17 protein-coding genes are annotated in these 24,738 nt (G+C 51.4%); 9 read left to right on the top strand and 8 right to left on the bottom strand.

Annotation, left to right across the window (positions count from 1 at the left end; all coding sequences use genetic code 11):
* Positions 1-188: 188 nt before the first annotated feature.
* Positions 189-890 carry a CPBP family intramembrane glutamic endopeptidase gene (locus AC2215_RS19580; protein WP_486811689.1) on the top strand — a complete coding sequence of 234 codons (702 nt, stop codon included), beginning with the start codon at positions 189-191 and terminating at the stop codon, positions 888-890.
* 218 nt (positions 891-1,108) lie between these two features.
* Positions 1,109-1,549, top strand: coding sequence for a Spy/CpxP family protein refolding chaperone (locus AC2215_RS19575; RefSeq protein ID WP_486811688.1), 441 nt, complete (start codon positions 1,109-1,111; stop codon positions 1,547-1,549).
* Between the two features lie 444 nt (positions 1,550-1,993).
* Here AC2215_RS19575 and AC2215_RS19570 read toward each other — a convergent pair whose 3' ends face one another.
* A complete protein-coding gene (locus tag AC2215_RS19570) occupies positions 1,994-4,231 on the bottom strand; it encodes a monovalent cation:proton antiporter family protein (protein ID WP_486811687.1) in 2,238 nt (745 codons plus the stop codon).
* 587 nt (positions 4,232-4,818) lie between these two features.
* Positions 4,819-5,217, bottom strand: a complete 399-nt coding sequence (locus tag AC2215_RS19565; RefSeq protein WP_486811686.1) for a response regulator — start codon at positions 5,215-5,217, stop codon at positions 4,819-4,821.
* A 545-nt stretch (positions 5,218-5,762) separates the two neighbouring features.
* On the opposite strand from AC2215_RS19565, the gene AC2215_RS19560 reads away from it, so the two are divergent.
* Positions 5,763-9,449, top strand: coding sequence for a WD40 domain-containing protein (locus AC2215_RS19560; protein ID WP_486811685.1), 3,687 nt, complete (start codon positions 5,763-5,765; stop codon positions 9,447-9,449).
* A gap of 143 nt (positions 9,450-9,592) precedes the next feature.
* Here AC2215_RS19560 and AC2215_RS19555 read toward each other — a convergent pair whose 3' ends face one another.
* The 3 genes from AC2215_RS19555 to AC2215_RS19545 all read right to left on the bottom strand — a co-directional run bounded on the left by AC2215_RS19555 (position 9,593) and on the right by AC2215_RS19545 (position 12,076).
* Positions 9,593-10,168, bottom strand: a complete 576-nt coding sequence (locus AC2215_RS19555) for a hypothetical protein (protein WP_486811684.1) — start codon at positions 10,166-10,168, stop codon at positions 9,593-9,595.
* Positions 10,169-10,330: 162 nt separating this feature from the next.
* Positions 10,331-11,080, bottom strand: coding sequence for a GDSL-type esterase/lipase family protein (locus tag AC2215_RS19550; protein WP_486811683.1), 750 nt, complete (start codon positions 11,078-11,080; stop codon positions 10,331-10,333).
* 213 nt (positions 11,081-11,293) lie between these two features.
* Positions 11,294-12,076, bottom strand: coding sequence for a GrpB family protein (locus AC2215_RS19545; RefSeq protein ID WP_486811682.1), 783 nt, complete (start codon positions 12,074-12,076; stop codon positions 11,294-11,296).
* 131 nt (positions 12,077-12,207) lie between these two features.
* Here AC2215_RS19545 and AC2215_RS19540 point away from each other — a divergent pair, with 131 nt between their 5' ends.
* On the top strand, positions 12,208-12,432 hold the full coding sequence (locus AC2215_RS19540; RefSeq protein WP_486811681.1) for a helix-turn-helix transcriptional regulator: 225 nt from the start codon (positions 12,208-12,210) through the stop codon (positions 12,430-12,432).
* Positions 12,433-12,481: 49 nt separating this feature from the next.
* Here AC2215_RS19540 and AC2215_RS19535 read toward each other — a convergent pair whose 3' ends face one another.
* On the bottom strand, positions 12,482-12,949 hold the full coding sequence (locus tag AC2215_RS19535; protein ID WP_486811680.1) for a hypothetical protein: 468 nt from the start codon (positions 12,947-12,949) through the stop codon (positions 12,482-12,484).
* A 428-nt stretch (positions 12,950-13,377) separates the two neighbouring features.
* Between AC2215_RS19535 and selD the strand changes: the two genes are divergently transcribed.
* Positions 13,378-15,663, top strand: a complete 2,286-nt coding sequence (selD, locus tag AC2215_RS19530) for a selenide, water dikinase SelD (RefSeq protein WP_486811679.1) — start codon at positions 13,378-13,380, stop codon at positions 15,661-15,663.
* Positions 15,664-16,251: 588 nt separating this feature from the next.
* The gene (locus AC2215_RS19525) at positions 16,252-17,850 is read left to right on the top strand and encodes an Hsp70 family protein (RefSeq protein WP_486811678.1); all 1,599 of its coding nucleotides are present in this window, start codon (positions 16,252-16,254) and stop codon (positions 17,848-17,850) included.
* Between the two features lie 164 nt (positions 17,851-18,014).
* Here the strand turns inward: AC2215_RS19525 and psb32 are convergent, their stop codons facing one another.
* Complete coding sequence (gene psb32 / locus AC2215_RS19520) at positions 18,015-18,743, bottom strand: photosystem II repair protein Psb32 (protein WP_486811677.1); 729 nt, start codon at positions 18,741-18,743, stop codon at positions 18,015-18,017.
* Between the two features lie 208 nt (positions 18,744-18,951).
* Here psb32 and AC2215_RS19515 point away from each other — a divergent pair, with 208 nt between their 5' ends.
* From AC2215_RS19515 to AC2215_RS19505, 3 genes are all read left to right on the top strand, one after another.
* Entirely contained in the window at positions 18,952-19,458 is a 507-nt protein-coding gene (locus AC2215_RS19515; protein ID WP_486811676.1) for a DUF4112 domain-containing protein, read from the top strand.
* 177 nt (positions 19,459-19,635) lie between these two features.
* Positions 19,636-20,244, top strand: coding sequence for a sulfite oxidase-like oxidoreductase (locus AC2215_RS19510; RefSeq protein WP_486811675.1), 609 nt, complete (start codon positions 19,636-19,638; stop codon positions 20,242-20,244).
* Between the two features lie 143 nt (positions 20,245-20,387).
* Positions 20,388-21,017: a YcxB family protein gene (locus tag AC2215_RS19505; RefSeq protein WP_486811674.1), complete on the top strand. Its 630-nt coding sequence runs from the start codon at positions 20,388-20,390 to the stop codon at positions 21,015-21,017.
* A 478-nt stretch (positions 21,018-21,495) separates the two neighbouring features.
* Here the strand turns inward: AC2215_RS19505 and AC2215_RS19500 are convergent, their stop codons facing one another.
* On the bottom strand, positions 21,496-24,672 hold the full coding sequence (locus AC2215_RS19500; RefSeq protein WP_486811673.1) for an efflux RND transporter permease subunit: 3,177 nt from the start codon (positions 24,670-24,672) through the stop codon (positions 21,496-21,498).
* Between the last annotated feature and the right edge of the window lie 66 nt (positions 24,673-24,738).

Raw genomic sequence — 24,738 nt, 5'->3', positions numbered from 1 at the left:
AAGGGGGACTCAAAATTTTAAATCAGTGAGGGCTGATTTGAGAACCGCTATAGTAAACTTTTGTGAGTGAGCATCGGGAGAAACGGGAGAACGGTACGGGGTTACGCTCGGGTTGTCCTAACTTAAACGAATACAGCAAGATGATGAAATCAGAGGAAAAAAGCAGAGCGTCGATCGCATTAAAACCGATGCCTCTTTGGGAATCTCTCCTCTTCTTCGGGATTCCCACTCTGTTACTGTACTTCGCGACTTCTGTGGGCATTCCGCTGCTAAAACGTTGGCTTGACATACCACCGGAAATATGCTGGTTTATGAGTGGCGGTTCGATTGTTTTTCTACCCCTCTTAATCGCATCAATTCTGGCTTATTTTATCGAAAACAAAACGATAAATTTAGAAACCTTCAAATCTAGATTTCGCCTGCAACCGATGAATCGCCAGGACTGGATTTGGGGATTGTTGTCAATTCTCGGGATTGGTATGGGAACGGCGATCGTTATTGCGATCGCCTCCTCTGTTTTTGCAGATTTTTCGCCGTCTCCCCCCTTTCTCTCGTCCCGAATGCTACCTCCTAATGAAAGATGGATTCTGCTAGCATGGCTTCCCTTCTTTTTTTTGAATATTATGGGGGAAGAAATGATGTGGCGCGGTTATATTTTGCCCCGACAAGAACTCACCCACGGCGAACATACTTGGCTGGTTCATGGATTGCTGTGGTTGATGTTTCATCTTTCTTTTGGTGCATCTTTACTCCTGATATTACTCCCGATTATTTTTATCCAATCCTGGGTCGTGCAGCGCCGCCAGAATACCTGGATTGGCGTGCTGATTCACGGTACGATTAATGGCGGTGGATTTTTGGCAATATCCTTAGGTTGGGCGATCGGATGACTGCGTTGAATGTTGGCAGAAAATTTTGTCAAAGACCGTTAAAAGTGTAGAGATTTGTAACTCGTCGTGGCTAAAATATCCAATTCGTCTGCACTTTTGTGACAATTTCCGGAGCGGTACAACGAATAGAAGAAAAATGGAGAACTGAGTAGAATATAATCGCGTCATTGATTGTATCAAGATTGTATCAAGCGATCGATCCTCTCAAAAATTAAACCATGAAACTCAATCTTTTACCCCTTGTCACGGGCACTTTAGCCATCGCCCTAAGTCTTTCTCCGGCAACCGTTCGCGCTCAATCTGTGGGTGCGGCGATCGATTCCGAACCGGATTTGATGGAATTAGCCAGTGAAATGTTGATGGAGAACGTCAACCTCACCCCGCAACAGTCAGAAATTCTCAATCCCACTATCGAAGAAGCCCTCGATCGAGTTCAAGAACTGCTTTCCTCCGAACAAATCGATCGATTTTACGGGGCATTGGATGCGGAAGAAGGGTTAGCCGAGGCGATCGAAGCTTTGGAAATGACCCCCATTCAAGAAGTCCAAGTTCGCAACGTTCTCCAAGCTACCAGCTTGCAAGTCGCCCCCATCCTCAGCCCGGAACAGAGAACGCAAATTGAGGAAAATTTAGAAGCACACCTAGATGAAGAGATTTAATCGCGCCCCAAAAGCATATATTCGATAGCCGTTCGCACTCGTTTATCGATAAAGGCAAACGCGAGAGAATTCTTCAATCTCTGTTGGATTCGTCTTTTGATTCTCTATCTGATTAACTGGTGCAAAGTGCTATAAATATTCGCTGCATCAACCCCCATGTCTTAAGACGATCTGGGGGTTTTGCGATCGCGTCAGTTTTCGTGGAGCAACCCAGACACGAGACTGTCTCAAGATTCAATCGCTAAGCACCAACTCCAAATCGATCTTGCCGAAAGAAGGATAAGAACAAACTGACGCTAAACTTATTACTTCTGACTTATCACTTATTAACGCGGTGTGCGCTCTTTTTGCGCTCGAAAGGATGGTGAGCGAGTAGACTTATCCCCCCTTCCCCCTTTCCCCCGTGCGAGAGGATTTTGGAGAATTAAGTTGCACATGGCGTTATTACTTAACTTCCAGCGTTGCCAACTTCGCCACTTTTTTCGCCCGATCGATTTCCCCGCGCAACAGAATACAATCTTCCGGCTGTAATACCATCCCATCGTCGACGCAATTGTACAGCTTGCCCTGTCGTCGGATCGACTGCACCACCACATCGTATTGTTGTTGCAACTCCCTCGGTTTGAGTCCGACGAGGATAGACTCCTCCACCAAAGTCACCCAGCGATTGTATCCCTGGCTAAAATCAGCCCGACCCTTCATCAAATCGTAGAACGCTGCCACTTCCGTCCGTTCTCCCACCACCAGCAGTTTATCCCCCGATCGCAACGTGGTCTGCCCTTTGGGATAGTAGTCGATATCGTTTCCCTGCTGGATGGCCATCACCGTCACCCCCGTTAGGTTGCGAATATCGGCCGTTGCTAAGGTCATCGAATTTAACGGCGATTCCAATGGCAGAGTAATCCATTCGTTGTGCAGTTCGGGGGTCACATCATCGAGTGCGTTCTCTTTGGGGGGGGTCTCGTGTTGGGGTCGGATGCTGTCGTAATGCTCGATCCGAATCGTTCGCACCACGGACAAGATCGCACTGCTGGCTTCTCCCAAGGTATCGAGCATATGCGCCCCCATTTCTAAGGCGGCTTCAAACTCCGGCTGCACCACTTCTCTTGCCCCGAGTTGGGTGAGCACGTCGATTTCGCGGCTTTCGTGGGAACGGGCCACCACATCGAGTGCCGGGGCAAATTCCAATGCCCGTTTGAGCAGCAGGCGGGTACTCATGGGATCGGGAAGGGCGATGGCAAGGGCTTTGGCTTTTTCCAAATGGGCTTTTTCGAGGACGAGTTCCGAATCCGCATCCCCAAAGATGTAGGGTATCCGTTCTTGGCGCAATTGTTTCACCCCAGCCTCGCTATTTTCGATCGCCAGCACCTCATAACCTCGGTTGCGCAGAATTCGGGTTAGCACCTGCCCCACCCGGCCGTAACCGGCGACGACGACATGATCGCGCAGGGTTTCGGGAATGGAGAGGGCTTTGGTCGATCGAAATTTTTGGAAGTAGTTGCCGATAACTGGGAGAGTCACCGCCCGTTCGGCAATTCGAGGGGACCATCGCAACCCCATGGGCGTTAAAACCAACGTAATAGCCGTTGTTCCCAGCAACAGCAAATATTTATCTTCGGTAATAAATTCCAACCGATATCCCACCAGTGCCAACACAAAGGAAAATTCCCCAATTTGGTTGAGTCCCAAACTCGAAATCACTGCCGTTTTAAAGGAATAGCCAAATTTGAGAATGATGGGAAAAATAATCGTGGCTTTCCCCACCATCACCAAAATGACTAAGCCGAGAATAATCCCGAAGTTATTGAGCAAAACCTCGGGGTTGATGAGCATGCCAATGGAGGCAAAAAATAGGCTGGCAAAGGTATCTCGCAGGGGTAAAATTTTGGCTAAGGCGCGATCGGCATAGTCGAGTTCGGAAATCATCAATCCCGCCACGAATGCCCCCATTTCGATCGACAAGCCTAACCAAGCGGTAATTAAGGCAACTCCCAAACAAAGGGCGATGGTGGCAAGTAAGAATAATTCGCCGCTTTCGGTGGTGGCAACACTTCTCATAATCCTGGGAATAAACCACCGACCGGCAATAAATGCCCCCGCAAAAAATAGTAAGGCTTTAAAAATGGCGATCGATAAGGAATTGACGAGATTTTCCGGTTCGTTCAGCGCCGGTAAAATCGCGAGCATCAAGCCCAGTGCCAAGTCTTGGGCAATCAAAATTGCCAGCATGACTTGACCGTGGAGAGTGTTGGTTTCTCCCCGTTCGGTGAGGGTTTTGAGAACGACGGCGGTGGAGGATAAAGACAGCACCGCACCGAGAAAAATACCTTGAGAAACGCCTTCGACCCAACCACAAACTAACGAGATAATGGCAACAGACGTAATGGTAATGCTAATTTGTAGCAAACTGCCTTGAACGGCAATATCTTTAACTCGTTTGAGTTCTGCCAGGGAAAATTCAACCCCGAGGGCAAATAATAGAAACGCAACGCCAATTTCTGCTAAGGCTTTAATGCGATCGACATCATTGAGGAGAGAAAAACCAAAAGGTCCGACGATTAAGCCACTGGCAAGATACCCGAGAAGTACCGGTTGCCGGAGTCGGTTGGCAATATATCCGCCGAACGCAGCTGCCCCAAGTGCGGTCGTTATATCGACAATAAATTCGTGTTCTGCTGCCATTTGATTTTAGAAATTCGCGCGCAACGATCGAGCGGCTGGTGTTCTAAAATCTTAACATACTGTCAATAATGACCTAAGAACGCATACCAAAATGAGTTATTTTTGTCAACTTATTCCAGGATTCGATCGTTTCCGATTTTTTTCGAGCGAAACATCACTGCAATTTATCGAAAACGACTCGTTTTATATTTCAGTCGAGATCGGTTTTTGTTGATTGAGATGGTCGTATTTTCGAATTGTCTGCGCTGTGAAGCTAAACGTTCAGCTCAATGGGGTCAAGAATAATGGAATTCAGGATATTTGAATACCCTTGCGCTTCACTTGCGATCGAACTCGCGTTCGTACAAAATCTGAAATCCCAGAAATAAAATCATCAAGGCAATTAAAACTCTCATATCCGCTCCGTTAGATGCATAGAGGTGAATATCCCGTTACACCCTAACCCCGATGGTCCAAATCTAAGGGAACCAAACCAAAACCTGGAAACCAAAACCGACGAATAAGATGCGCTCTAATGAAACGCAATAACACAGTCACCTGACTGAGATCGTTGTCGATCGACGTTGGAGGCAACCGCACCCCAACGCTTAAGGATTGGCGAAATTTTCTTCAATTTTGCTCAGAAAGGCGTGACGATCGATAATCGGTTTGGGAATGAAATCATCGGCACCGCTTTGGGCTAAAAAGTCCTCTCGATCGGATTCCGTACCGTTCGCCGTCACCAAAATGACCGGCACATCAGCGGTTTGGGGATGTGCTTTGAGCAGCTTGGTGATTTGAAAACCGTTGACGAGTTTCCCGTTGTAGTAACTATTCGAGAGGGAAACATCCATCAGAATGGCATCGGCTTCCTTGAGTTGGGCAACTTGCAGAACTTCCTCCACATTTTCTGTATGTTTGGCCATCCATCCCGTTCCTTTGGTGAGCATTTTTTGGAAAACCCGCCAATTGATCGCATCATCTTCCACAACTAAAACCCTTTTCACGATGATTTTCCTCGATTGATTGCTTGCAAAACACCCTATGTTTCGGGGCTTTTACAGACGGATGCGATCTTGGTTGGAAATCGTATCCATCAATGGTGTACCGAACTTATTTTCTCACTTTTGCGGTCGAGTTGGCGAATCGCGATCTTGACAACCCGTTGAAACCGATGGTACCTTCCAACACCACCTTCGGATTCGATCGCAAGGGATTGGGAATTCGAAGAAATTAGATGTGACTTTCAATGATTTTCGATCGCGCGATCGACATTTGCCATGGTTCGATCTCCGGTTTAACCTAACTGAACTTGCCATTGAAACGCTTTGTGTCGATCTCGCTCGAGAGAAAGAGACGCCACCAAGCGTTAGGGGCATTGATGGCGCGTTCTGGCATGAAGGAGGGGAAACTTAACCCTGTATCTAGCTTCCCCGAACGGTAAAGTTCTGTCGATACGGATAAGTTCAGGAGTTCGATCGATCCGAAGTGTAGCTGAGGTACAGAAAAGTTCAGGTAGACTGTAAGGTAAATCCGGATGCATCCGCGAGCGATGAATTTTGAAGAAGCGCTCAAATTCACAGATGGTGTCTTTTCAAGCCAAACGGGAAAGCATCTGATCGACGTTCAAAGAGCCGTCTTGGAAGGGAGTTGGCAGGGTCAGACCTACCAAGAAATTGCAGACGATCTGGGTTATTCGGCTCGATATCTCAAGCAGGATATCGGTCCTCGCTTGTGGAAACTGCTTTCAGAAGCCCTAGGGGAAGAAATCCGCAAAAATAATTTTCGGACGGTCTTCGAGATTTTACAAACCACTGCACCATCAACGATGCCATCAGTGGATTCGTTCGTGCCATCGACCGTTTCTTTCCGAGTCCCCCCCACCAATCCCCATCAAGATTGGGGAGAAGCCCCAGATGTTTCGATTTTCTACGGACGCGATCGAGAACTGGCAACCCTCGAAGCATGGATTACCGTCGATGGCTGTCGCCTGGTGGCACTGCTGGGAATGGGCGGCATGGGGAAAACCGCCCTGTCGGTGAAACTCGCCCAACGCATCCAAGGTCATTTCGAGTTTGTCATTTGGCGATCGCTGCGCAACGCTCCCCCCTTAGCAGAAGCCATCGGCGATTTAGTCGCATTTCTGTCCCAACGCCAAGATTCCCCCCTGCCCGACGATCGCGATCGACAAATCGCCCGCCCGATGGAATATTTACGCCAGACGCGCTGTTTGGTGGTGTTCGATAACGTTGAAGCCATCCTGCAAACGGGCGATCGTGTCGGACGCTACCGCCCCGGATACGAGGACTACGGCGAATTTTTCGGGCAACTGGGGCAAACGCGCCATCAAAGTTGCGTCGTCCTCACCAGTCGGGAAAAACCCAAGGAAATCGCCTCCCTCGAAGGACAAACCCTGCCGGTGCGATCGCTATCGGTGATGGGTTTACCCCTCGAAGCCGGTCAGGCGATTCTCCAATCCAAAGCCCTTTCGGTCACCGAAACCGGGTGGGAACAACTCATCGAGCGTTATGCCGGCAATCCCCTCGCCCTCAAAATTGCCACCACCACCATTTGCGATGTCTTTGGGGGCAACGTCGGCGAATTTTTAGGGCAAATCGCCCAGGGAACGGCCGTCTTTGGCGACATTCGGGATTTACTCGAAGAACAGCTCGCGCGCCTGTCGCCCCTAGAAACCAGTATCATGTACTGGCTGGCCGTTGCCCGCGAACCCATTACCCTCGACCAATTGCACGATAAAATCGTCGTCCCCGTATCTCGCCTCAGTTTATTAGAAGCTGTCGAATCCCTCGGACGGCGATCGCTCATCGAAATTCAGACGGGAACTTTCACCCAGCAACCGGTGGTGATGGAGTACACCATCGAACGGTTGATTCAAAATGTCATCGGCGAAATGCAAACCGCCCAACTCGATCTGTTCGATCGATTTGCTCTCATTGAAGCCCAAGCCAAAGACTACATTCGTTCGAGTCAAACTCGAGTCATCCTCAAACCGATCGCCGAACACCTGCGAGAACTCTGGGGAACAGAAGAGGCGATCGAAGCCAAAATCGCCCAATCGATCGCCCAACTTCAAAACCACTCCGGCAGTTCTGGAGGCTACAGCACCGGTAACCTGATTAACCTCTCCCATTACTTCGGATTCGAGCTAACCGGTTACGATTTCTCCAACTTGACGGTGCGGCAAGCGTACCTTCCCGAAGCCAACCTCCAAAACGTGAATTTTGCTGGGGCGGATTTAACCCAATCCGTTTTCGCCCAACCCTTGGGCGATTCCCTCGTCGTGGCTTTGGGGGGGGAGGGTCAACTCATCACCGGAGATGCCGACGGTAAAATTTTGCTGTGGCGGGTTGCCGACGGTCAACAACAATTAGCCTGTCGCGGTCAAACCGGAGTGGTGAGTGCCCTCGCCTGGAGTCCCGAGAGGACAACCTTTGCCAGCGGTAGCGACGATCGCACCCTGCGGTTGTGGGATGCCCGGACGGGACAATGCTTGCACGCGCGTACCGAACATGGCGATCGCATCAATGCCATTGCCTTCAGTCCCGACGGTTCCCTCTTGGCTACCGCCAGTGACGATCGCACGACCATCCTCTGGAACGTTAATTCCGGTCAGTGCCTCGTGCGACTCGAAGGTCATACCAACAGCGTTCGCCATCTCGCCTTCAGTCCCGACGGCGAGGGTTTGGTCACCAGCAGCGATGATGGTACCGTCTGCTTATGGGATGTGCGAACGGGGAAATGCCGACCGTTATTTCCCGATCGCGCCCTAGCGGGAGAGACAAGCCGCATCGGCACCTTGGGCTTTTTGCCACGAACCCATCTACCCCAGACGAACGAATCGGCAGAAGGTAACTCAAGCCAAAACCGTTTCATCCCCTTTACCGTCAGTACCAGCGACGATCGCACCTTACAATTGCGCGATGCCCTCTCTGGTGAGTGTTTTCAAACCCTGGGAGAACATCAAGGTTCTGTTTGGGCGGTGGCGTGCAGCCAAGACGGTGAAACCCTAGCCAGCAGCGACGATCGCACCGTGCGACTCTGGCAGGTGAGTACCGGAAAATGTCTCCAAACCCTTCAGGGTTTCAACGCTCAAGTCTCTTCTCTGGCTTTCGATGGCGAGGGGAAAATTTTGGCAACGGGTAGCACGGAACGGACGATCCAGTTGTGGGAGGTGGAGACGGGTTTGCCCCTGAGAACCTTACGCGGTCATCGCGATCGCGTTTGCAGTTTTGCCCTCAATTCCGATGGTCGCACCCTCGCCACCGGTAGCGACGATCGCACCGTCCGCCTGTGGGATGTCCTTTCCGGTCGCCCCCGCAAAACTCTCTCCGGTCATCGCGATTGGGTGTGGTCTCTCGAGTTCAGCCACAACGGTCGATGGCTGGCAAGCGGCAGTTACGATTGGGCGGTGAAACTTTGGGACGCACAGACCGGTAAGCCTCTAAGAACCTTGCAGGGTCATTCTCGCCTGGTGCAAGCAGTGCGTTTTAGCGGGGACGATCGCCTTTTAGCCACGGCCAGCGACGATCGCACGGTGAAAGTGTGGGATTTCGAGACTGGAGACTGCTTGCAAACCTTGGAAGGTCATACCCAGCGCGTTACGGCGATCGCGTTTCGGGGAGACTGCCAAATCCTCGCCAGTGGCAGTTACGATCGGACGGTGAAACTGTGGCAGGTGAGTCGAGGCACTTGCATTGGGATATTATCAGACCACAGCGATCGCGTTCGTGCTTTGGCTTGGAGTCCCGATGGCAATATTCTCGCCAGTGGCAGCGACGATCGAACGGTGAAGCTGTGGGACGTTGAGACGGGGACATGTTTGAAAACCTGGCCGAGTCCCATGGATCTCATCCACGCCATCCGCTTTGATTCTCGAGGTCAACTCTTGGTGTGCGGCGATCGAAACCCATCGAAATCCGTTGCTGACGAACTCATCCCCCAAGCGACGCTGCAAGTCTGGAACGCGATGACGGGGCAGTGTTTGCGGGCGCTACCGGGTCACGATCGCCCGATTTGGTCGGTTCGCTTCCCTGACGAACGGACGTTGGTTAGCAGTAGCGACGATCGGGCGATTAAAATTTGGGATTTAAAGGCGGGAGAATGCCGCACGACCTTGAGAACCGATAAACCCTACACGGGGATGAATATTACTGGGGTAAGGGGTTTATCTTCGGCGACACTGGCGACGTTAAAGTCGTTGGGTGCGATCGAGATTTAACGATTCGGGGATGGGGTGTGGCTGTTTCATTCTCGATTTCGACCAAGATTTTATGTGCTTTCAGACATCGACAGGTCAAATCAATATGCGTCGAATCCACATCGCCTCGCTGGACTTTCAAGTATCCTTAACCCGTACTGACGTTAATCCGGAAAGGCAAATCCCGTGCGGGGATCGCGGATAAACAAACCCAGAACCACTGAATTCATCACCGTATCCCACACCGGTACGGCTTTTTCGCTATCTTCAACCCAATAATCCATGGTAATCAGACATTGCACGTTAGACCCAAGACCGATGGCAATTCTCGAATAGGCCCGGCGATCTTCAGCCGGATCGATAAATTCAATCTGCGTCCAAACGAAGCGGGCCGTTTGTCGCTTGAAATGTTCGATTTTTCCGAAATCGGTGACGTTGCGTTTTTCCTCTTTGAGAATGTTCCGTAATAGAGGAGCGAGGGGACATTCGGCCCAATTGGCGGGTTTTAAGAGGTTAAAAGAGGCTTCGAGGCGAATGTTATCGTTCGGTGGCTTGTCGTCGAGAAACTGGAACGAGTTATCTTCGGGTTGAAAGTGCCAATCGTCGGGAACGTCGAAGCGCAGAGCACCCCGTCCGGCCACAAAAATCCGATTGCCCGGTTCCGATTGCCAGTTGTGGTTTTTGTCGAGATCGAGGGTTTCCTTAATCCATTTGAGATTGCTCTTTTTCCGCTTACCCATGGCGACCCCAATTTTGACCTACTGTCTTATTGTGCCGCAGTTGTCGGTTTTTGTTTCAGGTCGGCGCCCATCCGGTTTGACGGAGACTCGGAGGGATTCGAGGTGACACCGATGGCAGAGTCGAACTTCCCGACCGCGACTCAACACGGCCCACCTAACAAGTTAGCGCATCGGATGAAACGGGTTCGTCGCGCGAGTATAAACAGAGAGGGCTTCCCAACCGAGTACGTCTTCGAGTAGGGCTTGGTAGCCGGATGTGTTGGGGTGCAAGCCGTCGGCGGTCATCCGTTGCAAGCGCCACGCTTCGCCCCGTTCCATCCATCGATCGAATAAATCGAGATAGGGAATCTGGCGTTCCTGGCAGGCTTGTCGGGTGGCTTCCTTGTAGCGGTATTGGTCGGCGTGGGTGTAGTAAAAGCAATCCCAAAAGGGCATTTTGACTTCATTCACGGGAACCATTCCCACGAACAGGATCGGGCACAGTTGACCGGCACGATCGAGCAAAGCATCGATCCCAGCCCTAAATTCGTCAAAATCGGTATAGTTGCGTCCGGAGGGTCGTCCCAAACGAGGGGAATCGTTTGTTCCCACGGAGAGAATCATTAAGTCGGGAACGCGATTTCTCAATTCCCCCCGATGATGAAATTCCACTTCGAGGCGTTGGGCGACTTGTTGGGTGCGATCGCCGCGAATGCCGAGGTTGTAGAGAACGTGACCGCCACTTTCGGGCGACATCCACCTCCGTCGCAGTTGTTCGACCCAACCGCCGCGTTCGGGATCGCCAAACCCGTAGACGAGACTATCGCCCAACGCGAGAACTCTCAAGGGCTGGCGGTTGGAGGAAGGTTGGCTCGGAGCTGGTCGAGTTGGAGAAAAAGGCGTTTGAGAAGAGGGAGGTGCGTATGTCTGCATTTAATACAAGCGCTTTTTATACAGATTGAAGATTGTATACATTTCTACACTATTGAGTGCGATCGCTCAAGATCGAGGGTCGTCGAACTAGAATTCAATTGAGAAATGTTTGAGAAATATTGCAGGGATCGTCAATAATAATGCGATCTAAATCGTCGCCCCATCGGGGTTTTGCAGAGAGGAAGAGATGCGACTCATTATATATTGGCTATCTTACCCCCCAATTGACGATTTGCGCCACGCAGCGGCTTTCTTATCCATATCTTTAATAAATCCGTCTTTGCCATCCATATATCCTTCAATATCTTGGGGATATCGTCCGGCTAATTGTTGCTTGAGTTCGCTGTATTGCCGCGCGTCGTCTGGGTGAGTTCGCATATAATCTCGGAAGGCTAGATGACGCTCGATTTGCACAGAACCCACCTCGAAGGTATGAACGTGATGGGTGCGGGTTCCGAATCGGTTACACTTACGGAAATATCGGCGATCGGGAATTCCAAACTCCCCCATGGCTTCGTACCCCAGGGATTCCATGGCTAAATTGCGATCGTCCACCCGAGTAATGTCGCCGACAACTACCAAGATATCGATGATGGGTTTGGCGTAGATGTTGGGAATAGCAGTACTGCCGATGTGGTGGATGGCAACAAGGTTATCGCCGAGAATATTGGCAATTAAATCGGCTTCCACCTCAAATGCATCTCGCCACGCTGGGTTATGGGGAACGACTTCGACTCTTCTAGTTTGGGGCATGGCGATCGCTTCGGGGGTGACGGTTCTTATTTTAGAGGAGAGGCGATCGGGAATTTGGCTTAAGATTTCTTCAGCAATAGGATCGAAGACAACTATCAAATCTGCTTGGGGTTCGAGGCGATGCAGAATCCAGCAATAACCGGCTGCGTCGGATTCGCTGCGATGGCGCGCGATCGTAACTCGCTGACAATTCGGCAGCAGGCGAACTACCGCCCAAGGATTTAGGCGTGCTGAATAAGGCATAATATTGATGTCTCCACAGAGAGATAGGGCCAGCTCAATGCTTTCCAGGGCGGGAGCTGGTTCTTGAATGCTCTTATATTACAAATAGACTTAGGGTTTTGTCTAGTTATCTAAGTTAACTTATACTAAAGATGAATTCCAGCCAAAAGCTACAGCAACTGCGCAAACAACGAGGATTAACGCAAAGACAAATTGCTGAGGCTTTAGGCGTGACAGACCAGACTGTCAGTAATTGGGAGGCAGGTCGATTCGAGCCCAAATTGACAATTCGCCAGACTCAAGCATTGTGCCAAATTTTGGAATGCTCTCTACAAGACCTGCCAAATTTTAGCGATATGGGAACGTTGAAAGATTAAACGCAAACCGCTCCCAATCGTTGGAGATGGGAGGGTTGGGGAGGTGACGTTACTGCTCCGGAGAATCGAGCTGTTCCCGGTAGAATCCCGATACGCTCTCCACGTAATCAGCTGCAAAACCGCTATCGCATCCGGTGGGTTCTCCCGTCATCCACCAGCAGGCGGCACGACGAACGACGGCATCATCGTTACCCGCAGCACTCGCCTGCTCCTCTAGCTGCCACTGGGCAATGCAACTGATGACGCTGCGGGCGAGTTCCGCATCGGCTTCAAAGGTTTCGGGGGACACGGATTCACCCAAACATTGTTCGCTCCAACCGGTGAGAGTTCCCGGTAAAACTTGCCAGTCACTATACATGCCATCATCGGGACTATCCGGGGGGGCAGCCAAACGCAGGGCTTCGACAAAAGCGTCCAGTTGCACCTCATCGACTTGAGCGGCTGCGGGGGTAGCGAAAAAACCAAAGCTGACGAGGATTCCCAAGAGAGCGTTTATGGGGAAAATTTGAATTTTCATCACCAAGACCTCTAAATGCACTCTGAATATTTTGAATTTATGCAGGACAGTATAGCAGTCGTCTATCGGGCACGGACACAAGTGACTGTGGGCTGGGGGAGCTGGGGAGGCTGGGGAGGAAAGACCACAGGTTAATGACAAATTGTCCAGCGTTATTCTAACTGCCAACTCCTATCTAGGAGCATCTCGATCGCATCTCGAAAAAAAGGCCCCACCCCAATAATTTGAGGTGAGACCGTTACAGGCTCATGTCGATGTATCAGTAGGATACGACGCGATCGAGGTGTGGGGATTCACCCAAAAGATGCATCTTCTATCACCCAAATAGGCGATGCTCAACCGATCCCTGTGGTCTAGAAACCGTAACATTACGATCGGATACTGCTGATACTGGTACGATCTCATCTTGCTAGAATTCCCATAAAATCGTGCAACTCGCTTCATCTCCCATTACCCGCGATCTCGTCCTCATCGGTGGCGGACACAGCCACGCCATCGCCCTGAAACTTTGGGGTATGAATCCCCTGCCTGGGGTGCGCCTGGTTCTGATTACCGACACCTCCCACACGCCCTATTCGGGAATGCTGCCGGGTTACATCGCGGGGTTTTACGACTTCGACGAATGCCATATCGACTTGCGACCTCTGGCCAATTTTGCCGGTGCTCAGTTAGTTCTCGATCGCGCCATTGGCTTGGATTTGTCAGAAAATCGGGTACTGTGCGCCGATCGTCCCCCCATCGCCTTTGACGTTCTCTCGATTAATATCGGCAGTACCCCCGCCACCATTGCCGTTCCCGGTGCGGCAGAATACGCCATCCCCGCCAAACCCGTCGCCCAATTTCTCGATCGCTGGCACGAATTGGTAGATACGGTGAGTCGATCGCCCCAAAACCCCATACACATTGGCATTGTCGGCGGTGGTGCAGGGGGTGTAGAACTGGCCCTGACGATGCAAGCGAGACTCTCTCAAATCCTCAAACGCGCCGGAGAACCTGACACGAACCTGCAAATTCACCTTTTCCATCGCGGGGCACAACTGATGCCCAACCACAGTCCGACAGTGCGGCGAAAACTGCAACATATTCTGATGCGGCGCGGCGTGAATCTACATTTACAGGAAAATGTGAAAGTCGTTCGGGGAGAAATGGGGGCGATCGAAGTTTGTTGCGAATCTGGGTTAACGGTAAAGTGCGATCGCCTCTTTTGGGTGACCCAAGCCTCTGCCCCCGCCTGGTTGGAAAAATCGGGACTGGCAACGGATTCTAACGGCTTTGCCCTCGTTGGCGACACCCTGCAATCGATTTCCCATCCCCAGATTTTCGCCGCTGGGGATATTGCCACCATGCAACGGCATCCTCGCCCGAAAGCCGGGGTTTTCGCCGTCCGCCAAGGGCAACCGATCTTCGAGAATTGGCGCGCATTTCTGCAACAGCAACCCCTCAAACCCTACCAACCCCAACAACACCTCCTCGGTTTAATTGGAACGGGAGATGGAAAAGCGATCGCCTCGCGGGGACAGTGGGGATTGGGACCGTTTTCGGCGTTGTGGAAGTGGAAAGATCGGATCGATCGGAAGTTTATGGAACGGTTCTGTACGTTTCCAAAGATGCATCCAGATATGCAGCCTTCTAACGCTGACGAATCGCCAAACCCAACAATCCAGACGACAATGCGCTGCGCCGGATGCGGATCGAAAGTAGGACAAACCAGCTTAGAACGAGTTCTCCAACGGCTACCCAAGGGAACTTTAAATGATGCAATAAATGATGCGATCGCCCTGGGGTTGGATGCCCCCGACGATGCCGCCGTGGTGAGGGTTCCATCCGATCGACTGATGGTACACACCCTCGACTATTTCCGGTCTTTCCTCGCCGATCCCTATATTTTCGGGCAAATTACCGCCCATCACTGCCTCAGCGATATTTTCGCCATGGGTGCCACGCCGCAAACTGCCCTGGCGATGGCGACGATTCCCTACGCCACCGATGCCAAAACCGAAGAAACCCTCTACCAACTGCTTTCGGGGGTGGTGGACGTATTAAACGAGTGTCAAACGGCGTTGGTAGGCGGACACACTACCGAAGGGGCAGAACTTGCGCTGGGACTGGCTTGTAACGGATTTGTTGCCGCTGATGCCCTGTTGCGAAAAGGGGGAATGCAACCCGGTGACGTGTTGATTCTCACCAAAGCCTTGGGAACCGGGACGCTGTTCGCCGCCGATATGCAACTTAAAGCCAAAGGACGCTGGATCGAGGCCGCAGTTCGATCGATGTTACTCTCCAATCGGGAGGCGGCAAATTGCGCGATCGCCTATCAGACTCGCGCCTGTACCGATGTGACGGGATTCGGACTGTTAGGTCATTTACTGGAAATGGTGCAAGCCTCTTCGGTATCGGCAACTCTGAATTTAGCAGCCATTCCCGCCATCGAGGGGGCGATGGATACCTTCAGTCGGGGCATCTTCAGTTCTCTCCACCCCCAAAATGCCAAAGTTTCCCGGTTTGTGAATAACTGGGAACAAGTGCGCCACCATCGCAGCATCCCTCTCCTCTTCGATCCGCAAACCGCTGGGGGGTTGTTATTGAGCGTTCCCGAAACCGAGGCGAGTGGGTGTGTTGAAGCGTTGCAAAAGTTGGGATACCGTCACAGTTGTGCGATCGGACGGGTTCATTCGTTGGAGTTGGGAATGTTGCCGTTGAATGTGGTTTTGTAGGGGCACAAGCATTTGGGCAATTCCTCATGCATCCAGCGAAATCTCAACTGTCCAAATGCTTTGCCCTCACCCTTTGATACCAACACGACATCAAAATGCATCGTTTGAGCAATTCCTCATGCATCCAGCGAAATTTCAACTGTCCAAATGCTTTGCCCTCACCCTTCGATACAAACACGACATCGAAATGCATCGTTCGATTTGAATCTTGGCGATCGCTAAAAAACACTAAAAAAGAGCGGGTTTATAGGTTTAACTTCCAAAGAAGCTTAGCAGTAGAAACCCCCTACTACTACCAGGGCGACAACTACAAGTTTTCATTAATTCGGCTTCCCAAGAAGCCTAGCAGTTGGGTTGACGGCGTTTCGAGGGTTACGACTTGCTGCCGTTCTCTTACACTTGCCGATGCTTGTATTTTCCTGCCCCGGAGTGGGCAAAGCATTTGGACTGATTAGATATCGATTTCCCCACGATTTATCGCCCAAATGCTTGTGCCCCTAACAGTGTGCCCATACAGTACGTCCCAAAATCAACCGATCGACTGCGATATAATCTGTAATTTACCTGGGATAGCGTCAAGCAAACGATATGGCGATCGCAATTGATTTTGGCACGAGTAATACCGCTGTTGCCCGTTGGAACCCCGTCACCGAAAAACCGGAAACCGTCAAACTACCTCAACTGAGCGTGCAGCAGGGTCAAAATCCGCCTCTGATTCCCAGTTTGGTTTACGTTGAAGATGCGGAGAAAGGGCAAATTCTCGCGGGAAAAACGGTACTCGATCGCGGTTTGGATTTGAAAACCGATCCGCGTTTTTTTCGCAGTTTCAAACGGGGCATCGGTTCCGACGTGCGGGGGTTTTTACCGGAAATCGACGATCGCACCGTCACCTTCGAGCAAGTGGGGGAATGGTTCTTAGCGCAAATTGCCGCCGGAATTGAAGCGGTTCCCTTACCCTTAGATTCTCTCATTTTAACGGTTCCCGTCGATAGTTTTGAATTCTATCGCAACTGGCTCGGATCGGTTTGCGAGGGGTTAAATATCGATCGCGTGCGAATGCTCGACGAACCCACGGCAGCGGCATTGGGATATGGGGTAGAAAATCGCGGATTGTTGCTGGTGGTAGACTTTGGCGGCGGCACGTTGGATTTATCCCTCGTCCAACTTGATGGCGATAAGAAAGAGAAAACCGCGCCATTGGGATTTATTTTAAAATGGGGCGATAAATCCTTTGCCGAGCAGTCGAGACAACAAACCAAAACCGCGCGAGTTCTTGCTAAATCCGGACAAAATTTAGGGGGGACGGATATCGATAATTGGTTAGTGGATTATTTTGCCGATCGACAAAATTTACCCAAAAATCCCCTCACCACTCGACTTGCAGAACGCTTAAAAATTCAGCTTTCTTTACAACAAAAAGCCAGCGAAGTTTATTTCAACGACGAAACCTTTGAAAGCTACGAACTCGAACTCGATCGAGATAGTTTTGAAACCATTCTCAAGGAACGAGAATTTTTCGATCGCCTCGATGAATCCATGACTCAAGTACTGCAACAAGCGCGACGGCAGGGCATCGAACCCAGCGATATCGATGCGGTGTTACTCGTGGGCGGAACCGTGCAAATTCCCGCCGTTCGCACTTGGATCGAAGGCTACTTCCCAGCGGATAAAATTCGCGGCGATCGTCCTCTCGATGCCATTGCCACCGGTGCGTTGCAACTCAGTCAAGGGCTAGAAATCAAAGACTTTCTCTACCACGGTTACGGCATTCGCTACTGGGATCGGCGGCGCAATGCCCATAGCTGGCATCCGATTATCAAACCCGGTCAGCCTTACCCCATGGAAGAACCGGTGAAGCTGGTTTTAGGGGCATCAACGGAAAACCAACCCCAAATCGAGTTAGTCTTGGGAGAGCTGGGCAACTCCACGGGGGGAACCGAAGTTTATTTCGATGGGAATCGCCTAATTACCCGCCAACTCAGCGACGCGCAAGCTGCCGTCCAGCCCCTCAACGATACCGAAGGCGGACGCACCATCGCTCAACTCGACCCCCCCGGCAATCCCGGTCGCGATCGCATCGAAATACAGTTCCGCATCGACGATCGCCGCTTCCTCAGAATCACCGTCGAAGACCTACTCACCCTCGATACCTTACTCGACGATCGCCCGGTGATTCAATTGAGTTAAACCTTCGGTGGGGTTTGGGAGGCATCGGAGGCATCGGAGGCATCGGAGGCTTGGGGAGTAGGGGAGGTCGAAATCATCAATCATCAAATTATAGTGGGAGCATCTTGCTCCCGTTTCTCCCATTTCTCCCGTTTCTCCCCCTGCTCCTCAAACGACCATCCCTCTTAACGATATAGTGCGTAATACGTCACCATTGGAATCACCGTCGCGCCGATGAGGAGGAAAATCACCAACGTGGTGGAATCGCTCTTAGTCGCTTCCGTCTCTTCTGCGGTCGCGAAGGTTCCTTCAACTTGAATATTATCCACGATAGCCGGAGGACCGGGATCGGGTTCTCCCGACAGAACAGCCATGAGGCGATCGCTCGCATCAATGAATGCCTGATTGTACTTATCGCCGCTGCGCAAGGGAATGAGGACGGTTTCCTGGGCGACGCTATCGGCAATTTCTTGAGTTAAAGCTCGATCGACTCCCTCGCCAACGCGGATGGCAGAACTATTAGTGACGGTGTCCAATGCCAGCAAAACCTGATTAGCTTGAGTTTCCGGGGTGGGATACCAGGCTTCAAACAGGGCGTTGGTGAAACTGTCGATGGTTTCTCCGTAATCGAGGCGGCGAATCGTGACAAACCGGATTTCCGCGCGATCGCGAACCTCTTCGATCGCCCCCTTGATTCGCCGTTGGGTGACTCGACTGAGAACTTCAGCATCATCGACGATCTGGGTGGAGTCTCCGGCGGAAACAAACGGCAAATCGTAGATTCCCGTTGCGGAGGCTGGGGTTGCTGCGACAAAAAAGGCGATCGCGATCGCGATCGCCCCTTGCAACCCGCCTCGAATCCATTGCTGCCAATTCAATCTCCGATTCGATCTGGACGTGAGGAGCTGTTTCATTGTGGTTTTTGCCCTACAATTGATTGCTTACCCCAAAATAGTACCAACGATATCGCCCCTAAGACCTGCTAGGGTTTTCCCGATTGCAGCAATCTATTGAAAGAAAGACGATCGAGCGCGCGATATTTGGGATAATCGTGTAAATTTCCGCCGAAACTTTCAACACACTTTCAACTCAACAGTTCCACTGCAATCTGGAGGGGTGCGCATGCCTCAGTCTCATCCACAATCGGCTTCAATCAGAACCGGCGATCGTTCCCGCACCGATACAGTCCGACACCTGCGCCGCCTGAGCCACCTACTCGACAACGCCATCCCCATTCCCGGCACCAAATATCGCCTGGGTCTCGATCCGATTTTAGGCTTGCTACCCGGTGGCGGAGACGTTGCCGGGGCAGCACTGTCGGCCTATATCGTCTATCGGGCCGCGCAGCTGGGTTTGCCCACCGAGACAGTCCGACAAATGGCGGGGAACGTTCTCATCGAAATGTTCGTCGGCATTTTTCCCGTTCTGGGTGACTTATTCGATGTGGGATGGAAAGCCAACGTGCGTAACGTTCGGTTATTAGAAGAACACATCGGTTCCCCCGAACCCACCCAAGCCGCAGACAAACGCCTCGTCTTCCTCATGGTTGCTGGAATCGTTCTCGTGGCAGTAGCACTCGCTGCGGTTACCGTGGCAATTCTGCGCTTTCTCTTGAGCCTACTGGGGTAAGAAGGATAGGAGAGTCGGACGCGCACAGGAGATTTATCGTCGCCACTGACCCATTGTCAATTGTCCATTCACTCCTGCCATGCCTCCAAAAGCCCCCCTGCCTCCAAAAGCCTCCCCTCGGTCAGCTCGGGCGCTATACTAAGTGGGTGCTATGGAGATGATGCTAGGTGTAAGGTGATGGCAATCGGTAAGTTTTTTCAAAAACCCGATGCGGAGTTAGACGATCGCATACCGCCGGGTCAATATTTAGCCAAAGGGTTTCCGGTGCTAACCTACGGCGACACCCCGACCGTTCGTACGGAGGAATGGCAATTTAAAGTCTGGGGTCGTGCCAAGGAAGTCACCTTCAATTGGGCGGACTTTATGGCGATGCCAAAGTCGGATTTTACCGCTGATTTTCACTGCGTGACTCGCTGGTCGAAATTGGATGTGCGCTGGCGGGGAATTAAGGTGACAGACTTCATGAAATCGATCGAAGTCGAACCCGAAGCGGTGCATATTATGGAACATTGCTATGGCGGATACACCACCAATATTTCCCTAGAAGACTTCTTGCGAGAGGAAAATTTCTTTGCCTACCGCCTGTTTGACGAACCGCTTTCCCCGGAACACGGCGGCCCGATGCGATTGGTGGTTCCTCATCTCTACGCTTGGAAAAGTGCCAAGTGGATTAACGGTTTAGAATTTCTCGATGACGAGCAACTAGGATTTTGGGAACGAAATGGCTACCACCGGCGCGGCGAACCTTGGGCTGAGGAACGTTACAGCGATCGCTTTGGGTTGTAGCATTTTATAAACGATCGCCTTTGCTGACGCGCGATCGCATCTACATTGCGACGCAATTGGATCTCGACGCGCAGCTCTATCTTAGAGCAGGTTGCATCTCCTGCATTGCTCTTCGTGCATTGCTCTTTTAGAAACAAACAATTATGTATCTTGAATCGCCAGTAATTTATAACGATTATCCAACTATGGCAACGATGCGTCTTGAGTATCGACTCAGTGCTAAGGATTATCAAGAAGCATACACGGCTAACTATAAATCCCAACGAGTGAGTTATCTATTTTTGTGGAGTTTAAGCGTTTTAGTCATCGGTTTAGGACTATTATATCTTTTTGCCCCCACCCAGGGAAGCTTTTTTGTGAGAATTTTGGGTTTGATTTTTATGGGTTGTGGGGCGTGTTTGATTCCCGATCTCTATTATCGCTTTTTTATGCTGAGTGGGTGGAAAAATAACCCCGGTTGGCGCGAACCGATCGAGCTGCAAGTTTCTGAAGAAGGAATTATGTATGTTTCACCCAGCATTCAAGCCAAGATTAAATGGCCGGTTTATTCTCATTTTATTGAAACTCCAAATCTGTTTTTAATTTATCCGGTTCAACAACTGTATGGGGTGCTACCCAAGCGGGCATTTCACACGCGAGAACAGGCGAGAGAATTTAGACGGTTACTGAAGGTCAACATCGGGACGGGAGGGGTTCGAGAGGAAAGAAAAGTTGGACAGCGTAGAATTCGAACCAAAAGAAAAGGGAGAAATAAAAAATTGAAGAATAGATAGAACGACGAAAACATCGTTAAATTTTGGATAGCAAGCAACCACTCCGTATTTAAGTCGTTTTTTAATTATTATTTAGTATTCATTTCACAGCTCGAGTATTCAATCGTATAAATATATCGAATTCACCAATTTTTCGAGGCTTAGATCGCCTAAACGATAAAATTATTCGCTCGAACTCGATCTAGCAGTCGCCACAACATCATTTTTGAATCTTAGATCGAGTCTCGGATAACTCGTTACAACTACAGCCATTTTCGCGCGTTATATACCCCGAGTATAAATTTGTAGGGTGGGCAGTTCAATAACTTGTATATATAGCGCTACGCGAAGCGGGAACAGGGAACGGGGAACGGGGAACAGTAGACTCTCAGATAGTTTCAGGATTTATAAATGTCCTAACTCATTTGCGTAGTGCTATAAGTTTGGACTTTGGAGAAAAACTGCCCAGCTTCACAAGTCCGCGCACAACGAGGCGATACTATTCCCGTTCCCTGTTTTCGATCGCCCTTTCCCTGCTGCGAAGAGCGATCGCATTGGAGTGAGATGTGTGGGTATCAGAGGTGGAAAAAGCCGGCGAGGATTTGGATTGGAACAACTGCGATCGAGTCCTCGCAGCGATCGCGTAGAATACCGGAACCACGTATAAACTCAACACCGTCGAAACGAGCATTCCCCCCACCACTGCCATAGAAATCGACACCCGACTGGCAGCCCCCGCACCGGTGGAGAAAACCAGGGGCAACAAACCAAAAATCGTGGAAAATGCCGTCATTAAAATCGGGCGGAACCGAACCTGTCCGGCACTAGTAACAGCCGCCTCAATTCCCATACCTAAATCCCGCTGTTGGTTGGCAAACTCCACAATTAAAATCGAGTTTTTCGTCGCCAGTCCAATCAACATAATTAACCCGATTTGGCTGTAAACATTTAAATCCAGTTGGGCAACAAATAACGCCGTAAATGCCCCCAGTAAGGATAGGGGAACGGCGAGCAAAATCACGATCGGATCGAGGAAACTTTCAAACTGGGCGGCGAGAACTAGGAAAATAAACGCCAATGCCAGGAGGAAGATAAACGAGGTGGATTGCCCCGCTTCTTTAAATTCCAAGGATTGTCCGGCAAAGTCGATCGACATTTCTGGGGGAACCACTTCTGCGGCGAGATTCTCCAACGCTGCCAACGCTTCGCCCAAGCTGGTTCCCGGTGCGGCACTCCCCTCAATGGTAGCGGCGCGGAAGCGGTTGTAGTGACCGATTTCTGGGGGAGTGGTAGTGGTTTCGATACTGACTAAGTTACTCAAAGGAACCAGACGATCGCTTCGAGTCCGGACCTGGATTTCCCGAATGCTGTCGGGGGTCGATCGAAAATCCTTATCTGCCTGCACCACCACCTCATACTGGCGGTTACCGCGATTGAAGTTGGTAATCTCCTGTGCCCCCAGCAGAATTTGCAGCGTACGGGAGATATCCCGCACCGACACCCCCAAATCCGCCGCCGCCGTGCGGTTCACCTGAATGGTTAACTCCGGCTTGGTGAGTTTGAGGTTGGTGTCCATATTCACCAATTGCGGCAGTTCGTTCGCCCGCCTTGCCAACTCCGCAGACACTTCGGCAAGGCGATCGAGATTGCTACCTTGCAACACCAACTGCACCGCTTGCCCGAATCCCGCGCCGGGTAGCGATGAGGGATTGATGGGAAATACCAGGGCTTCGGAGATACCGGAAAAGCGCCCGAACAACTGCCCGACAATTTCCTGTTGGGATTGTCCCGGTTCGGTGCGTTCGTCCCAATGGTTGAGGCGGACGAAGGTAATGCCACGATCGACTTGTCCCGGCGCGCCACGCCCAAACGCCCCGACGCTGAAATAGGCTTTCACCTCCGGAATTTGGCTGTAAATCTCCTCCACTTGCCGCATCACCTTATCGGTATAGTCGATGGTGACGCCTTGGGGGGCGCGGACGAAGGTGATAATCCGACTCCGATCTTCCGTGGGGAGGAATTCCTGGGGCAGTTGGGCAAAGAGAATGCCGGTAACTGCCATAGAAAGGAAAAAGCCGACAACCACCATTTCCTTCCAAGACATCACCCGCGCCAGGGAGGAGGCGTAGAGGTTACTACAACGATCGAGAAATCCTTCGATCGCCCGAAAGACAAAATTCGGTTGCTGGGGGCGGGATTTGAGCAATCGCGCCGAGAGGGATGGGGCGAGGGTAAGGGCGACAAAGGAGGAAATCACCACCGAACCAGCTAAAGTGAGAGCAAATTCGGTAAACAAACGACCGGAGGAACCGCCTGAGAAACCCACCGGCACAAACACGGCAATCAACACCACCGTCGTGGCAATCACCGCAAATACCACCTCTCGCATCCCCGCCATCGCCGCCCGGAAGGGTTTCATCTCCTTCTCTTCGATATAGCGGACGATATTTTCCAATACGACGATCGTGTCGTCCACCACCAATCCCGTCGCCAGGGTGAGGGAAAAGAGGGTGAGGGTGTTGACGGAGTAGCCGAGAACGTACATCACCCCAAACGCACCCACGAGGGAAACGGGAATGGTGAAGGCGGGAATCAGGGTGGCGCGGGCATCTCGCAAAAAGAAGAAAATCACCAGAATCACCAGAAATGCCGCCAGATACAGCGCCCCCCACACTTCATCGATCGCCAATTGGACGAATTCCGAGGAGTCTACCGGCAGTTCGTAGCGCATTCCCTCGGGGAAACCGGGGGCAAGCTGTTCCATTTTGGCTTTGACGGCGGCGGCGACTTCTAAAATATTGGCGGTGGAGAGTTTGACGATACCCAACCCGACTGCCGGTTTGCCCTTGAAGCGGACAAACGATCGCTCGTTTTCGGCGCCAATTTCCGCCCGGCCGATATCTTTGAGGCGAATTTGAGTACCGTTGGGGGTTGTCCGCACCACCAAGTTTTCGTACTCGGCCGGGGTTTGCAGTTGCCCGAGGGTACGCACGGGATATTCCGAGGTATCTCCCTCCACCCGGCCGCTGGGGAGTTCGACATTTTCTCGCCGCAGGGCATCTTCCACTTCCAGAATCGTCAGATTGCGCGCCGCCAACCGTTGGGGGTCGATCCACAACCGCATGGCGTAGCGGCGTTCTCCCCCAATGATGATATTGCTGACACCGGGAACGGTTTCGAGGGCATCGACGATAAAGCGATCGGCATAATCGCTCAATTCCAGGTTAGAAATGCTGCCATCCTCGGAATAGAGGCTAAACCACATAATCGGCGAGGCATCCCCCGATCGCTTCCGCACCACCGGTGATTCCACCTCTTCAGGCAATCGTCCCACCGCCTGGGCGACGCGAGAACGCACCTCCTGGGCGGCGACATCGATATCGCGATCGAGTTCGAACTGCACGGTAATCGAACTCACCGATTCTCGACTCTCGGAGGTCAGGGTTTTAATTCCTTCCACCCCGTTAATTTGCGACTCCAAAATTTCCGTCACTTCCGTTTCCACGGTACGGGGGTTAGCGCCGGGATAGGTGGTGGAAACGCTGACGACGGGGGGGTCGATGCTGGGAAATTCTTTAACCGGTAGGCGGGTGTAGCCGACCAGTCCCACCAGGACGATGAGAATCGAACAGACGGCGGAGAAGACGGGGCGTTTGATGAAAAAGTCGGTGAACATAAACCGGAAGGGGGAAAGGAGACGCTGTAGGGGCAAAGCATTTGGGCGATAAATTATTGGAAAAAC

The organism is Zarconia sp., from assembly GCF_057467645.1.
The sequence above is the reverse complement of the archived record's forward strand: the minus strand, read 5'-3'. Positions and strand labels throughout refer to the sequence as shown.

Bases quoted from the DNA above. Each gene is read 5' to 3' on its own strand.
- AC2215_RS19580 (WP_486811689.1), top strand. From the start codon at position 189: ATGCCTCTTTGGGAATCTCTCCTCTTCTTCGGGATTCCCACTCTGTTA.
- AC2215_RS19575 (WP_486811688.1), top strand. From the start codon at position 1,109: ATGAAACTCAATCTTTTACCCCTTGTCACGGGCACTTTAGCCATCGCC.
- AC2215_RS19570 (WP_486811687.1), bottom strand. From the start codon at position 4,231: ATGGCAGCAGAACACGAATTTATTGTCGATATAACGACCGCACTTGGG.
- AC2215_RS19560 (WP_486811685.1), top strand. From the start codon at position 5,763: ATGAATTTTGAAGAAGCGCTCAAATTCACAGATGGTGTCTTTTCAAGC.
- AC2215_RS19555 (WP_486811684.1), bottom strand. From the start codon at position 10,168: ATGGGTAAGCGGAAAAAGAGCAATCTCAAATGGATTAAGGAAACCCTC.
- AC2215_RS19550 (WP_486811683.1), bottom strand. From the start codon at position 11,080: ATGCAGACATACGCACCTCCCTCTTCTCAAACGCCTTTTTCTCCAACT.
- AC2215_RS19545 (WP_486811682.1), bottom strand. From the start codon at position 12,076: ATGCCTTATTCAGCACGCCTAAATCCTTGGGCGGTAGTTCGCCTGCTG.
- AC2215_RS19540 (WP_486811681.1), top strand. From the start codon at position 12,208: ATGAATTCCAGCCAAAAGCTACAGCAACTGCGCAAACAACGAGGATTA.
- AC2215_RS19535 (WP_486811680.1), bottom strand. From the start codon at position 12,949: ATGAAAATTCAAATTTTCCCCATAAACGCTCTCTTGGGAATCCTCGTC.
- AC2215_RS19525 (WP_486811678.1), top strand. From the start codon at position 16,252: ATGGCGATCGCAATTGATTTTGGCACGAGTAATACCGCTGTTGCCCGT.
- psb32 (WP_486811677.1), bottom strand. From the start codon at position 18,743: ATGAAACAGCTCCTCACGTCCAGATCGAATCGGAGATTGAATTGGCAG.
- AC2215_RS19515 (WP_486811676.1), top strand. From the start codon at position 18,952: ATGCCTCAGTCTCATCCACAATCGGCTTCAATCAGAACCGGCGATCGT.
- AC2215_RS19510 (WP_486811675.1), top strand. From the start codon at position 19,636: ATGGCAATCGGTAAGTTTTTTCAAAAACCCGATGCGGAGTTAGACGAT.
- AC2215_RS19505 (WP_486811674.1), top strand. From the start codon at position 20,388: ATGTATCTTGAATCGCCAGTAATTTATAACGATTATCCAACTATGGCA.
- AC2215_RS19500 (WP_486811673.1), bottom strand. From the start codon at position 24,672: ATGTTCACCGACTTTTTCATCAAACGCCCCGTCTTCTCCGCCGTCTGT.